11 protein-coding genes are annotated in these 13,778 nt (G+C 61.2%); 8 read left to right on the forward strand and 3 right to left on the reverse strand.

Going from position 1 to position 13,778, the window contains the following annotated elements; genetic code table 11:
* Positions 1 to 302 precede the first annotated feature (302 nt).
* From RWK44_RS23220 to RWK44_RS23235, 4 genes are all read left to right on the forward strand, one after another.
* Positions 303 to 1,235: an ABC transporter substrate-binding protein gene (locus RWK44_RS23220; protein WP_131661480.1), complete on the forward strand. Its 933-nt coding sequence runs from the start codon at positions 303 to 305 to the stop codon at positions 1,233 to 1,235.
* Positions 1,236 to 1,240: 5 nt separating this feature from the next.
* Complete coding sequence (locus tag RWK44_RS23225; RefSeq protein ID WP_131642455.1) at positions 1,241 to 2,113, forward strand: amino acid ABC transporter permease; 873 nt, start codon at positions 1,241 to 1,243, stop codon at positions 2,111 to 2,113.
* An 88-nt stretch (positions 2,114 to 2,201) separates the two neighbouring features.
* Positions 2,202 to 3,332, forward strand: a complete 1,131-nt coding sequence (locus RWK44_RS23230; protein ID WP_316029446.1) for a sugar phosphate isomerase/epimerase family protein — start codon at positions 2,202 to 2,204, stop codon at positions 3,330 to 3,332.
* A 163-nt stretch (positions 3,333 to 3,495) separates the two neighbouring features.
* On the forward strand, positions 3,496 to 4,242 hold the full coding sequence (locus RWK44_RS23235) for a GntR family transcriptional regulator (RefSeq protein WP_131642457.1): 747 nt from the start codon (positions 3,496 to 3,498) through the stop codon (positions 4,240 to 4,242).
* 80 nt (positions 4,243 to 4,322) lie between these two features.
* On the opposite strand, the gene RWK44_RS23240 is transcribed toward RWK44_RS23235, so the two are convergent.
* On the reverse strand, positions 4,323 to 4,973 hold the full coding sequence (locus tag RWK44_RS23240; RefSeq protein WP_131642458.1) for a GntR family transcriptional regulator: 651 nt from the start codon (positions 4,971 to 4,973) through the stop codon (positions 4,323 to 4,325).
* A 163-nt stretch (positions 4,974 to 5,136) separates the two neighbouring features.
* Here RWK44_RS23240 and RWK44_RS23245 point away from each other — a divergent pair, with 163 nt between their 5' ends.
* The 4 genes from RWK44_RS23245 (at position 5,137) to metG (ending at position 11,332) form a co-directional block, all read left to right on the forward strand.
* Positions 5,137 to 6,561 carry a malonyl-CoA decarboxylase gene (locus RWK44_RS23245; protein WP_222035208.1) on the forward strand — a complete coding sequence of 475 codons (1,425 nt, stop codon included), beginning with the start codon at positions 5,137 to 5,139 and terminating at the stop codon, positions 6,559 to 6,561.
* On the forward strand, positions 6,558 to 8,072 hold the full coding sequence (locus tag RWK44_RS23250) for a malonate--CoA ligase (protein ID WP_316029447.1): 1,515 nt from the start codon (positions 6,558 to 6,560) through the stop codon (positions 8,070 to 8,072). Before RWK44_RS23245 ends, RWK44_RS23250 begins: the two co-directional genes overlap by 4 nt.
* Positions 8,073 to 8,167: 95 nt before the next feature.
* The gene (locus RWK44_RS23255) at positions 8,168 to 9,514 is read left to right on the forward strand and encodes an SLC13 family permease (protein WP_132613277.1); all 1,347 of its coding nucleotides are present in this window, start codon (positions 8,168 to 8,170) and stop codon (positions 9,512 to 9,514) included.
* Between the two features lie 273 nt (positions 9,515 to 9,787).
* Positions 9,788 to 11,332 carry a methionine--tRNA ligase gene (metG, locus tag RWK44_RS23260; RefSeq protein WP_316029448.1) on the forward strand — a complete coding sequence of 515 codons (1,545 nt, stop codon included), beginning with the start codon at positions 9,788 to 9,790 and terminating at the stop codon, positions 11,330 to 11,332.
* Between the two features lie 145 nt (positions 11,333 to 11,477).
* Here metG and RWK44_RS23265 read toward each other — a convergent pair whose 3' ends face one another.
* Together RWK44_RS23265 and RWK44_RS23270 are read right to left on the reverse strand one after the other, a co-directional pair.
* The gene (locus RWK44_RS23265; protein ID WP_131666113.1) at positions 11,478 to 11,852 is read right to left on the reverse strand and encodes a DUF3307 domain-containing protein; all 375 of its coding nucleotides are present in this window, start codon (positions 11,850 to 11,852) and stop codon (positions 11,478 to 11,480) included.
* A gap of 13 nt (positions 11,853 to 11,865) precedes the next feature.
* A complete protein-coding gene (locus RWK44_RS23270) occupies positions 11,866 to 13,728 on the reverse strand; it encodes an adenylate/guanylate cyclase domain-containing protein (RefSeq protein ID WP_222062758.1) in 1,863 nt (620 codons plus the stop codon).
* Positions 13,729 to 13,778: the final 50 nt, after the last annotated feature.

The following is a 13,778-nucleotide window of genomic DNA, read 5'->3' on the forward strand; positions in this document are numbered from 1 at the left end:
AACGGCCCCTGAGCCGGGATCAAGCGCCGAAAAGTGCGGGTTTTGGCCTCTGAATCGGTGATTTTGGGTCTTGGGGGCGAATGAGGCGGTCAAAAACGATGCGGCGGGGCCTGGGAGAGTAAAAATTGTGCATTGTGCGTTCGAAACTTTATGCGAATTCTATTGCGAAACTCTATCCGAAATATCGTCATAAACAAAAATCATATTAATATCAAGTATTTATTGACAAATAGCTGCAAGTGGCACGGCGATTGCATGGATGATCCCGAGAATTCACCGATACAAAAATGACAGGGGATCACATGATGCGCATCCAGAAAATCTTGAAGGCCGGAGTTGCCGGAGCGATGGTCACTTTGATCGCGGCCTCTGCTTACGCTGCCGGAGGTGCCGCCGAGAAGATGACGGCCGATGCCGATGTCGCCAAGCTCTCCGGTGTCGTCCTCACGCAGAAACTGGCCGACGGGCTGCCACCCTCCATCAAGTCATCGGGCGTGCTGAAGGTCGCGACCGACCTGACGCCGCCGATCAGCTTTCATGGCGAAGACGGCAAGCTGATCGGCATCGATGCCGATATCGCTGCCGCTCTCGGCGTCATCCTGGGTGTCGATGTTGAGATGACCGATGTCGGCGCGGGTGCCGCAATCGTGCCCTCCATATTGGCGAAGCGCTTCGACATCTCGATCTCGGGCATCAACGACGATCCGGAGCTGGAAAAGCAGGTCGACGTCATCGACTATATGTATGACGCGACGACGATCATGACGATCAAGGGCAATCCTCTCGCCATCAAGGGCCTGGAGGATCTGTGCGGCAAGAAGGTCGCCGTTCCCGTCGGCACCTTCCAGGCGAAAATGGTCGAGGCGGCATCGGCCAAATGCGCGACGCCGGTCAAAATCATGTCGATCCCGAAAATGCCGGATGTGCTGCAGGCCGTCCGCACGGGGAGAGCTGACGCCACGGTCAACGGTTACGCCACCAGCGTCTACACGACCGAGCACCAGACCGGAAACGGCAAGGGCCTGCAGGCGCTGCCGGATATCCGCCTTGCCGTCGGGTATCTCGGCATGCTGACCGCCAAGGACAATCCGCAGCTGCGCGACAGCGTCGTTGCCGCCTTGCAGCAGATGGTGGACTCCGGCGCCTATGAGACCATCATGAAGAAGTGGAGCCTCGGACCGCTGGCCGTGAAGACCGTCAAGGTCAACGATGCTGCCAGCATGCCTGCGGATTGACGCCGATGGCCCTGTTTCAAGCGTCACCCATATCGCTCTCGCTTGCGCCATCGGTCGGAAGACCGATGCGTTGGGGCCAGATCGCAACCGGTGCCATCGCGATTTCAGCGCTGGCCTTCTTCGCGCTCATCGTCGGGCAGAGCCAGAGCATCCAGTGGTCGGAGATCCCCCGCTATCTGGTGGATCCTTCGATCCTGCGCGGCGTGCTGCTGACGCTTGAACTGACGGCAGGCGCCATGGTGTTCGGCATCGTGCTCGGATGCCTGCTGGCGCTGATGGCGACGAGCCAGAACCTGGTTCTCAAGGTGATCGCCGCCGGCTTCGTCTGGTGGTTTCGCGGCGTGCCGCTGATTGTCCAGATCTTTTTCTGGTTCAATATCGCCCTCTTCATCCCGCAGGTCGGGATGGGAAGCTTCACCATTTCGATCAACGATCTGGTGACGCCGGCCCTGGCCGGCTTCCTCGCACTCGGACTGCACGAAGCCGCGAACATGTCGGAGATCATCCGCGGCGGCCTGGTCGCGGTCGATCGCGGCCAGCGCGAAGCGGCAACGGCGCTCGGGCTGAAAAAGACACAGACTTTTCTCACCGTCATCATGCCCCAGGCCACGCGTATCATCGTGCCGCCGACGGGGAACCAGGCCATCGGCATGCTGAAGGCCAGTGCCATCGTCTCGGTCATCGGCATGCAGGATCTGCTGACGCAGGCCCAGGCGATCTACGCCCGGAACTTCCTCGTCATCGAACTGCTGTTCGTCGCCTCGATCTGGTACCTCGCCATCACGAGCGTCGCATCCATAGGCCAGCACTATCTCGAAAAGAGCCTCGTTCCGAAAGGCCGGACAGCAGAGAAGCCTCGCGCTCCCGGACGGGCGTGATCGCGGATCCATCGACGTGAATTGAGATCAACAACGAAGGGGTCGCCAGTGCAGCGCGCCCCATCAGGAAACAGCAGAGGAGCATGACATGAAATTGGGTATCGACAGCATAAAGCTGCCCGAGGCAAAAAAGCGGGGGCCTCTGGCAAGCCTTGATCACGTCAAGGAGCTTGGGCTCGCAGGCATTTTCTTCAGTACGGCGCTGGACATGAGCCCCGATCTCGACACCGGCCTGCTGCGCGAGATCAGGGCGAAGGCCGACGACCTTGGCCTCTATCTCGAAAGCGGCATCGGCAAGATCAATCCCTATTGCAGCGCCGAGGAACCGGCGCTCCGGGCCGCCGGCGGCGGCGATATCATCGCCGGTTTCACGCGCATAATCGAGGCAAGTGCCGCAATCGGCTGCTATGAGCTCTGGGTCGCTCCGGGCAATTTCAAGAGCGAATATCGCGGCCGGCTGGCCAATGACCGCTTCCGCACCGACGTGACCTGGGAAGAGCAGTTGCTCGGGATCGAAAAGGTCCTCCGCAAGCTCGCGCCCGTCGCCCGCGCCAATGGCGCACACATGAACATTGAAACCCATGACGAGATCACCTCCTTCGAGATCCTGCGATTGATCGAGAAGGTCGGTGACGATTGTGTCGGCGTTGTCTTCGACACGGCCAACGGACTGCAGCGGGGCGAGCATCCGGTCTTCGCCGCCAAGCGCCTGGCTCCCCATATCCGCCAGACCCATATCAAGGATGCCTATGTCGGGCGCGCTCCAGGTGGACTCGATTTCCAGGCCAGACCTGTTGGCGGCGGCATCGTCGATTTCGCCACGATCCTTCCCATTCTTGCGGACGCCAACCCGGTTCTGAACCTGTCGCTGGAGGTTGCCCAGTCTGTCGCCGACAGGCCGCGCAAGGCTAATCCGCGCCAGTGCATCGAGATCGACGATCCTATCTGGCGCGCCGGCCACCCCGACCTGACGGCGGATGAGCTTGCGGCCTATATGGCGATGGTGGATGCCTATGAGAAACGGGTCGCCTCCGGGGCTGTTCTCGACTGGGAGGCCTATGAGAGCAGCCGCTACGGCTATCCGACCTATGAGGTGCAATCCTACGGTTTCGACGAGGCAATCGCTTTCATCCAGCAATCGGCTCGTCACGTCGAGACGGTTTGCGCCGAAAAGGGCATTGCCCTGTCGGTGCCGGAAAAGAAGCAGAAAGCGGCTTGAGTCCCGAGACGGTGCCGGAATTTTTCCGTCGCCACCGCCTATCGAAACGCTGGCGCCGGAACTATTTACGCAAAAACATTCTTATGGAAAAAATTATGGCGCTTGGATATTTGATGTTCGATCGAATCCACGCCGGGCCGCCAGAGGCAATTTGGAGACTGCAATGAGAAAGATGCGCCGCCAGAGTCCCAAAGCGATGGCAGCAGCCAATGGGCCGGTGGAAAGCACCGACACCAATGACGATGTCTCGGAACGCATTCGCGCCACGCTTGCCGCCGCCATCGGCGAAGGGGCGCTCAAGCCCGGCACCAAGATCCTGGAGGAAGCGATCGCCGAGCATTTTGGTGTCAGCCGAACGGTCGTGCGCGGCGCGCTCGGCGTGCTTGAAAGCGACCACCTGCTGGAGCGGAAGAGAAACCGCGGCACTTTCGTTGCCGAGCCGAGCGTCGAGCAGGCCAGGAGCCTTTTCGAGGCGCGCCGGAAGATCGAGGGCCTGCTGCTAGAACTGGTGATCGCCCGGGTCACGCCCGAGCAGCTGGATGCGCTGCAAAAGCTGACCGACGAAGAAGAGCACATCCACCACCATGGCGACGAAAAGTCGAAGACGGTTCTGTCCGGCAAGTTCCACATCGTGCTTGCCGAAATCGCCGGCAACCCGGTGCTGACCGAAGTGCTCGCCAAGATCGTTGCTCGGCTTTCGCTGGTCATGTCTTTGTACGAAGAGGACCGCAAGGACGACTGCGGCGCGGACCACCATCGCATGATCGTTGCCGCCCTGAAGGAGAAAAACCTCGCCAAGGCGCAACAGCTGATGGACCACCACCTCGCCGACATCGAGGGTCGCGTGCGCCTGACCGAAGGGCAGGGCGACCGGCACACATTCCTGGCGGTGCTGGAGAATTTTTCCTGATGGAGACCCGCGCATATCGGATGACGGCTTCCATCGCGCGGGTGTGGGGCTTTCCTGCCGCCTGAGGTCACGCTGTCATGTCATCTGGCCGCCATGCTTGCGACCAGATCGCTGAACCTCTCTCCCTGAATGCCGACATGCCCCCGCAGCAGGCGGCGGGCCTTATCTCCGTCTCCGGCAAAGATCGCGTCGACGATGGCGCAATGTTCTGAGAAGGATGTCGACAGACGGTTGCGCACGCGCAGCTGGAGGCGGCGATAAGGCCGTAGGCGGCGGTGCAATTGCACGCATTGCTCCTCGAGGAATTCGCTTCGGCCGGCTGCGTAGATGGCCTTATGGAATTCCTCATTGTCGTAATAATAGGCATCGCTGTCACCGGCCGCGGCTGATTGCTCGCAGCGGCTGTGGGTGGCCGTGATCGCTTCCCGGGAGGCGTTGTCCAGCCGTCGTGCGGCGAGCGACCCGGCCAGGCCCTCCAATTCGGCCATCACCTCGAACATCTCGTAGACGCGGTGCGGCCCCGGATCGATGACGATTGCGCCTCTGCGCGGTCGAATTTCGATGAGGCCGATCGCATCAAGCTGCATCAGCGCCTCGCGCACCGGCGTGCGGGAGACCCCGAAACGCGTCGCAAGCACCATTTCGTCGAGTCGCTCACCGGGGGAGAACTCATTGGAAAGAATTGAATTTTCAATCTCATCGCGAAGCCATCGGCCGACATTCTCGGACATTCGTTTCAATTCCCTCATACATAAAGGCACTTCTTGTATACACGATCATTGACCTCGTGTACGAAGAGTGGCATTCTACATACTACCGGTGAAACCCGACGATGGGAAGCAGCCGTCAAAAACGGTCCGCACCGAGCCGGCCGGTAGAAGAAAGGAGAATGGCATGTCTGAGGCTTCCTTCTTCACCGACATGCTGCAGAGCATCACGGATCGCGGACGCCAGCTTCTGTTTTCCGGCTCCCGCGCCACGCAGGTCGCAGCCAAGGCCGATCTCCAGACACTCTGTGAAATGCTGCTGTCGAGCCGAGGCGAAGCCTCGGGCATGGCGCTTGCGGCCGAGATACTCGATCGCTGGGGCGCGCTCGAGAGCGAGGGCGCGCAGGCATTCCTCGATATGCTGCATGAAAAGTTCGGGCCCGACACGAACAAGCTCGACCAGGCGATTGAAAATTACCGCACCGACAAAAGCTCTGCCGCGATCATCGCGCTCCACCAGGCAGCCGAGCCGCGGCGACAGGAGCTTCTGCGCCGATTGAATCACGCGCCGAACGGCACCGCCAAGCTTGTCCGGATGCGTGAGCATCTGCTTGCTTCCAAAGACCAATCCCCAGGATATCACGCGCTTGACGCCGACTTCACGCATCTGTTCGGCTCCTGGTTCAATCGCGGCTTCCTGACGCTGCGACCCATCGACTGGTCGACGCCGGCCTACATCCTTGAAAAGATCATCAAATACGAGGCCGTGCACGAGATCGCCGGCTGGGAGGAATTGCGTAGTCGTTTGGCGCCGGCCGACCGTCGATGCTTTGCCTTCTTCCACCCCCGACTGGCCGACGATCCGCTCGTGTTCGTCGAGGTGGCGCTGACACGATCGGTGCCCAGCGCGATCGGAGATGTGCTGGTAGAGGGCAGGGAGCAGATCAATGCCGACGAGGCGACGACGGCTGTCTTCTATTCCATCTCCAACTGCCAGGATGGCCTGCGCGGCATCTCGTTCGGTAACTTCCTGATCAAGCAAGTCGTGGAAGACCTACGCAGAGACCTGCCCGGCCTCAAGAATTTCGTCACGCTATCGCCCGTTCCGGGCTTTGCCCGTTGGCTTGCCAAGGCGCGCGCCTCGACCGCCGACCGGTTGCTGCCGGAAACGGCCCGCGAAACGCTGATGCTGCTGGACGATCCGAGCTGGCCTGACAACGAGAATACGGCGAGCGAAGTGGAGCGCGTGCTGCTGCCTCTTGCCGCGCGCTATTTCCTGGCTGAACGGACGCCGGAGGGCCGCCCCATCGATCCTGTTGCCCGCTTCCATCTCGGCAACGGCGCTCGACTGGAAAGACTGAATTTTCTTGGCGACCGCTCGACCAAGGCGATGCAGCAGGCCCACGGCCTGATGGTCAACTACCTCTACAAGCTCGACGATATCGTGGCCAACCACGAGGCCCTGGCGCAGCGCGGCGAAGTGATTGCCTCGCCTGCCGTCAAGAACCTGCTCAACCAGAACGACGAAAGCCGCCGCGGCGGCAATGGCCAGCAAGGCTCCCGGCCATTCGCACAGATAATGAACTCAACGCTTGGAGGAGGGCGAAAGTGAGCAACCATCTTTTCGACGCCATGCGGGCGGCCGCGCCCGGTAATGCGCCGTTCATCCGGATCGATAACACGCGCACATGGAGCTATGATGACGCTTTCGCTCTTTCCGGCCGCATTGCCGGCGCGATGGACACGCTCGGCATTCGCCCCGGCGACCGGGTGGCGGTGCAAGTCGAGAAAAGTGCCGAGGCATTGATCCTCTATCTCGCCTGTCTTCGAACCGGCGCGGTCTACCTGCCGCTCAACACCGCCTATACGCTGGCTGAGCTCGATTATTTTATCGGCGATGCGGAGCCGCGTTTGGTGGTTGTCGCGTCGGCTGCGAGAGAGGGCGTGGAGAAAATCGCCAAGCCTCACGGCGCGATCGTCGAAACGCTCGATGCCGACGGCAGCGGCTCGTTGCTGGATCTCGCACGCGATGAGCCGGCCGACTTTGTCGATGCCTCGCGTTCCGCGGATGATCTGGCCGCGATTCTCTACACGTCGGGAACGACCGGACGCTCCAAGGGGGCGATGCTCACGCATGGGAACCTGCTCTCGAACGCCCTGACCTTGCGAGACTATTGGCGCGTCACCGCCGACGATCGGCTGATCCATGCCTTGCCGATCTTCCACACGCATGGGCTGTTCGTCGCCACGAACGTCACACTGCTCGCCGGCGCCTCGATGTTCCTGCTGTCGAAGTTCGATCCGGAGGAGATCCTGTCGCTGATGCCGCAGGCAACGATGCTGATGGGCGTGCCGACCTTCTATGTGCGCCTCCTGCAAAGCCCGCGCCTCGACAGAAAGGCGGTCGCCAACATCCGCCTCTTCATTTCCGGTTCGGCTCCCCTGCTGGCCGAAACCCATACCGAGTTCCAGGCCCGCACCGGTCACGCCATTCTCGAGCGCTACGGGATGACGGAAACCAACATGAACACGTCCAACCCCTATGAGGGCAAACGGATTGCCGGAACGGTCGGCTTCCCGCTGCCTGATGTGACCGTGCGCGTCACCGATCCCGCCACCGGGCTCGCGCTGCCGCCTGAAGAAACCGGCATGATCGAGATCAAGGGGCCGAACGTCTTCAAGGGCTATTGGCGCATGCCGGAAAAGACCGCCGCCGAATTCACCGCCGACGGCTTCTTCATCAGCGGCGATCTCGGCAAAATCGACCGGGAAGGTTATGTCCACATCGTCGGTCGCGGCAAGGATCTGGTGATTTCGGGTGGATACAACATCTATCCGAAAGAGGTCGAAGGCGAGATCGACCAGATCGAGGGTGTGGTCGAGAGCGCAGTTATTGGTGTGCCGCATCCCGATTTCGGAGAAGGCGTAACGGCCGTCGTCGTGTGCAAGCCCGGCGCCGTCCTCGATGAAAAGACCATCGTCAGCGCCCTCCAGGACCGTCTCGCCCGCTACAAACAACCCAAGCGCATCATCTTCGCCGACGACCTGCCGCGCAACACCATGGGTAAGGTTCAGAAAAACATCCTGCGGCAGCAATACTCCGATCTTTACACCAGGAGGTAAGGCGACGCGCCCTCTGGGAGGAGTGTGCGTCGACATCCAGCATCAATCTTGAACACAACAACTACGGCGCTGGAGGCGTCGGAGGGAGGGGAATCATGGGTATTGAACTATTGGCCATAGGCCTGCTGGTCGCCATGTTCATCATTGCGACGATCCAGCCGATCAACATGGGTGCGCTCGCCTTTGCCGGCGCCTTCGTGCTCGGCTCGATGATCATTGGGATGAAAACCAGCGATATTTTTGCCGGCTTTCCGAGTGATCTATTCCTGACACTCGTCGCCGTCACCTACCTCTTCGCCATAGCGCAGATCAACGGCACGATCGACTGGCTCGTCGAATGTGCCGTCCGCATGGTGCGCGGGCGGATCGGCTTGATTCCCTGGGTGATGTTCCTCGTCGCCGCCATCATTACCGGTTTCGGTGCACTTGGGCCTGCCGCGGTCGCCATTCTCGCACCCGTCGCGTTGAGCTTTGCCGTGCAGTACCGCATCCACCCGGTCATGATGGGCCTGATGGTGATCCACGGCGCGCAGGCGGGCGGCTTTTCGCCGATCAGCGTCTATGGCGGAATCACCAACCAGATCGTTGCGAAAGCCGGCCTGCCTTTCGCGCCGACCTCGCTGTTTCTCTCCAGCTTCTTCTTCAACCTGGCGATCGCAGTGCTGGTCTTCTTCGTTTTCGGCGGCGCAAAAGTGATGAAGCAAGATCCCGCGTCACTTGGTCCCTTGCCCGAACTCCATCCAGAGGGCGTATCGGAGTCGATCAGAGGTCACGGCGGCACGCCGGCAAAACCGATCAGGGAGCATGCCTATGGCACGGCGGCGGATACCGCGACGACATTGCGCCTGAACAATGAGAGAATTACCACCTTGATCGGCCTGACGGCGCTCGGCGTCGGCGCCCTGGTTTTCAAATTCAACGTCGGCCTCGTCGCCATGACCGTCGCCGTCGCGCTGGCGCTCTTGTCACCGAAGACCCAGAAGGCGGCAATCGACAAGGTCAGCTGGTCGACCGTGCTGCTGATATCAGGCATCATCACCTATGTCGGCGTCATGGAGAAGGCCGGCACGGTCGACTACGTGGCGAACGGCATATCCAGTCTCGGCATGCCGCTGCTGGTAGCGCTCCTGCTTTGCTTTACCGGCGCCATCGTCTCGGCCTTTGCATCCTCGACCGCGCTGCTCGGCGCGATCATCCCCCTTGCGGTGCCATTCCTCCTGCAAGGGCACGTCAGCGCCATCGGCGTTGTCGCGGCAATCGCGATCTCGACGACGATCGTCGATACCAGCCCATTTTCCACCAACGGTGCTCTCGTCGTCGCCAATGCGCCGGACGATTGGCGAGAGCAGGTGCTGCGACAGCTGCTGATCTACAGCGCCTTGATCGCGATCATCGGCCCGGTCGTCGCCTGGTTGGTGTTCGTCGTGCCCGGGCTGGTGTGACGGCGGGCTGCCAGGAACAATCGCTTTCCGCCGCAGGTCATGCCCGCGGCGGCCAACGCATCCGGATCGACGAGCGCGCTTGTTCGAAGCGGCTCTTGATGCTAGGAAAATGGCATGGACAACACCCTGATCAGCACTTTCGTGATGATGATGCCGCGCTCATAGCGTGGCGGATTTCGTGCGTCCAGAATGCACCAGCGACCGCCCTCGAGGCGGTCTTTTCATGGGTCGATCCGTCTCGCGGGCAATAACAGCCTTCGAAAGGAAACACCGATGAACACGATCTACATCACCACCTCGATCCCTTATGTGAATGCCGCGCCGCATGTGGGCTTTGCCCTCGAACTCGTCCAGGCCGATGCCTATGCCCGCCATTTCCGGCTTCTCGGCCACGACATCAGGTTCCAGTGCGGAACCGATGACAACAGCCTGAAGAATGTCCGGTCGGCGGAAGCCGCGGGACAAAAGGTCAAGGACTTCGTCAATGCGAACGCGGACAGGTTCGAGCACCTTGGCAGCCTGCTCGATATCTCCAACGAGGAATTCGTCCGCACCTCCCGCGATCCAAGGCATATCGCCTGCGTCCACGCCTTGTGGAAGGCATGCGCTGAAAAGGGTGACCTTTATCGCAAGGCCTATGAGGGTCTCTATTGCGTCGGTTGCGAGCAGTTCTACGAGCCGTCGGAACTCGATGACGGGCGCTGCCCGGAACATGGCATTGCCCTTGAGATCATCCGCGAGGAGAACTGGTTCTTCCGTCTGTCCCGATATGGCGATCGGCTCATCGAGCTGGTCGAGACCGGTGAGCTCCGGATCGTCCCGGCTCATCGGCGCAACGAAGTCCTTGCCCTGCTGCGGCGTGGCCTGACCGACATCAGCGTATCGCGCAGTGCGGAGCGGGCGCGAGGCTGGGGCGTTCCCATCCCCGATGGAGATGAGGTCGTCTACGTCTGGTTCGATGCCCTGGCGAACTATCTCACTGGTCTCAGCCACGGGTCCGATGAACCCCTCTTGCAGCGCTACTGGAACGGCGGCCAACGCATCCATGTCGTCGGAAAGGGCATCTCCAAGTTCCACGCTATCTACTGGCCGGCCATCCTCTTGTCCGCAGGCCTGCCGCCGCCATCGTCGATCCTCGTGCACGGCTACGTCACGGTGGACGGCAGGAAGATCGGCAAGTCGGGCGGCAACGGCATCGATCCGGAACGCATCATCCAATCCTATGGAACGCCGGACGCACTGCGCTATTACCTGCTCCGGCATATACGCTCGGGAGACGATGGCGATTTCTCCGCCGAGCGTCTCGAAGCCTCGTGGTCGGGCGAGCTCGCCGGGCAGCTCGGAAATCTCGCCAACCGGGTGCTTGCGCTTCTGTCGACGTCATTCGACGGCATCGTTCCACCCGTGCCGGACAGCGCGTTCGTGGACGAGGCTGCCCGCCTTCCGGGGAAGGTGGCTGAAGCCTTCGATGCCTACGAACTCCATGTCGGCCTCGCCGAAATTTTTGCGTTTATCGGCGAGGCGAACAGGCGGTTTACACAATGCGCGCCGTGGACGGATGCAAAAGCCCTGCTTGCCGATCTCACCCCGGAAGACCGGAAGGCGACCGCAGCTCGTCTCGGCGCCTCCCTGGCCGAGCAGATCTACGGCCTTGCGATCATTGCCCGCTGCCTCCTGCCGTTCCTACCAAGCTCGGCCGCAACGCTGCATTCGAGGCTTGGAATACCGTCTCCTCGCCTCTATCGTGACCCCTTGATCGTGGGCGGGGTCAAAGCCGCTCCGCAAGCTGTCCTCTTTCCACAGAGAGCGGCAACGTGAAGGGAAGCAGCCGAGACCAGCGACCCTGCGCTGTAACCAAGGCAGCGCAGAATTCGAGCCTGGTTGGCGGCGGTAGGAGAGGGCAGTCTGCGCTGACAGCGGACATTCGCATGATCTGTAGGATCGATTAAACGTCTGTCTTCTGTCACATCGCAACAGCCAAAATCCCAGTGTAGGTCAAATGATGCAACAGCTGGTCGGCTCCGTGTGCGGCCCAGTAAGGACGGCTTGTCACGGCAGCCGGATGGCGGCGCGAGTGAACGGCCTTTAAGTGATCAACGGTGAAGTGAATTAGAAATTCGGCTAGCGCCAAGACCGCGACCGTCACGCCATCCAGCCCGAACAAAAACAATCCCGGAAGGCTGCCTGCTACGTGGATCGCTGCATGGATATAGCCGCCCGGATGACGGATGTCGCCCTTGCCCTGCAGAATCCAGGCAGGCTGCAAGAGATAGTCGGCGGCGAAATGTTTGACCTGCAGCCAGGCGAGTAGGCCAATAAGGAAAGATGCACTTTCCATGATCCTTCCTCCCTCAAATCGGGGGCGATTTCCGGTCCAGGGTAAAGATCGGCACCGGTTGCGATTTGCCGCGCACCACCGTCTCTCCCAGCGAGCGGGCATCGAGCCGCCGGTCTGCTCGTTCCCACGTCTCGCCACTCAACACGATTTCAACGCCTTTGTCTTTGGCGACGCCGACCAGGCGGCTTGCGAGGTTTACGGCATCGCCAATCGCCGTGTAGCTCAGGCGTTCCGCCGAGCCGATATTGCCGACGAGTGCCGTCCCGCTGTTGATGCCGATCCTGACCCGCACTGCGTCATGCTGGGGCGCGAGCGGCGGGATGGCATGCATCGCGTCACGGATCGCGGCCGCGGCACGGCAGGCACGCGACGCGTGATCGGGCTCGTCGTTCGGGGCATTCCAGATCGCCATCACAGCGTCGCCGATGAATTTGTCGACCGTGCCGCCCTCGGCGTGGATCGCGGCGATGGAAAGCGTGAGGAAGCGGGTGAGATGCGGTTCGACACCGGCGCCGAGTTCCTCGGTCATCTCCGTAAAGCCCGGCAGGTCGGCGAAGAGAACCGTGATGTCGGTAAGCTTGCCGCCGGGCCTGGGCTCGATGCCGCCGTTGACAAGCGGCCTGACGACATCGAGCGGCATGAAGCGGGCGAAGGCCGATAGCCCCGAAGACATCCGTTTCAGCGCGACGGAGAAGTCATTAAGTTCAACCAGCACGGTGGGCGTGTGGCTGACGGCATCGAGTTCGAAGCGTTCGACCGCATGCAGCTGTCGGGCAAGGCGGGCAAGCGGCCGGGCGAAAAGCAGGCGGGCGAAAATAATCGCAGTGACAGCGGCAAGCAGCGCGATGCCAGCGACGATGAAGAGCACGCGCTTGGTGTTCTGATCGATATCGCCGGCGAAGGTGGAGCGCGGAATCGCCGTCAGCAGCCGCCAGTCTTCAAATGGCAGCGCACTGGACGAGATGAAGACCGGCCCGAGAGCGTCACTCCGTTGCAGCGTGCGGAAGACGCTTTGAGGATGGGTTCGGCGCGCGGATGCGACGGCAGCAGAAAGCACGTCGGTTTTCGGAAAATCCGCGAGATGGGCGGCCATGACGCCGTCCGACGGTTCGGATGTAGCGAGGACCACATCGTCCTTCGCGAGCACATAGACTTTGCTCTCGGAAGGAATGTTGAGGCCCTGCAATGTCAGCGACAGCTGTCGCAGGCTGACCGCTACCATGACGACACCTTCGAGCCGCCCGAAGGCTTCGACCCGTTTGGAAAGAACGATCGAAGGCTCGAAACCGCTTGGCAATATGTCCACGACGGTCCATGCCGGACCGGTGCTGTCTTTGCCCTTGCGATACCAGGACGCGCCCTCCGTCACATAGGCGCTCTCGGTCTTGACGCGTTCTTCGAAGAATATGTCGCCGGGGATCGGCTTGTATCTGTCACGGCGCAATGTTCGAGGTTTGCCGGGCGCGGCGTTGCCGATTTCAACCATCTCGATCCGGCCATCGGGGGCGGCATGCGAGCCGAAGAAGCGCCCATCGGTGAAACCGAAACCGATCCAGGCGATCGCCGGCTGCTCACGCAGCAGCGAGAGAAATAAGAACTCGCGCTTGACCTCGTCGTCGGGCTTGATGGCGCCCTGGAAGAAGACGGAGCGGATTATTTCCGCCGTGCTCGATACGAGTGCGAGTTGCGAGGCGAGTTCGTTGCGGACGGCCCCAGTGCTCTGCGCATCCAGGGCCGCCACGACATTGTCGACATTGGCACTCGCGGTGCGTTGCCAGATCAGATGAACCAGGACCGCCGTCGAGATGACGGCAAGCAGCAGCAGCATGGTGACTGCGCGGCCCATCTTCACGCGGGGAAGGAAATCAGCGCTCATGGCGGTCGGTGATGAGGCGGGCGCTCCGCTCATAGCGAAGATAGGCCAGG

The sequence above is a fragment of the Rhizobium sp. 25PS6 genome (assembly GCF_032464655.1).
GTDB lineage: Bacteria > Pseudomonadota > Alphaproteobacteria > Rhizobiales > Rhizobiaceae > Rhizobium > Rhizobium laguerreae.

Coding starts and splice junctions, on each gene's coding strand:
- RWK44_RS23230 (WP_316029446.1), top strand. CDS start 2,202: ATGAAATTGGGTATCGACAGCATAAAGCTGCCCGAGGCAAAAAAGCGG.
- RWK44_RS23245 (WP_222035208.1), top strand. CDS start 5,137: ATGTCTGAGGCTTCCTTCTTCACCGACATGCTGCAGAGCATCACGGAT.
- RWK44_RS23270 (WP_222062758.1), bottom strand. CDS start 13,728: ATGAGCGCTGATTTCCTTCCCCGCGTGAAGATGGGCCGCGCAGTCACC.
- RWK44_RS23240 (WP_131642458.1), bottom strand. CDS start 4,973: ATGTCCGAGAATGTCGGCCGATGGCTTCGCGATGAGATTGAAAATTCA.
- metG (WP_316029448.1), top strand. CDS start 9,788: ATGAACACGATCTACATCACCACCTCGATCCCTTATGTGAATGCCGCG.
- RWK44_RS23225 (WP_131642455.1), top strand. CDS start 1,241: ATGGCCCTGTTTCAAGCGTCACCCATATCGCTCTCGCTTGCGCCATCG.
- RWK44_RS23265 (WP_131666113.1), bottom strand. CDS start 11,852: ATGGAAAGTGCATCTTTCCTTATTGGCCTACTCGCCTGGCTGCAGGTC.
- RWK44_RS23235 (WP_131642457.1), top strand. CDS start 3,496: ATGAGAAAGATGCGCCGCCAGAGTCCCAAAGCGATGGCAGCAGCCAAT.
- RWK44_RS23255 (WP_132613277.1), top strand. CDS start 8,168: ATGGGTATTGAACTATTGGCCATAGGCCTGCTGGTCGCCATGTTCATC.
- RWK44_RS23220 (WP_131661480.1), top strand. CDS start 303: ATGATGCGCATCCAGAAAATCTTGAAGGCCGGAGTTGCCGGAGCGATG.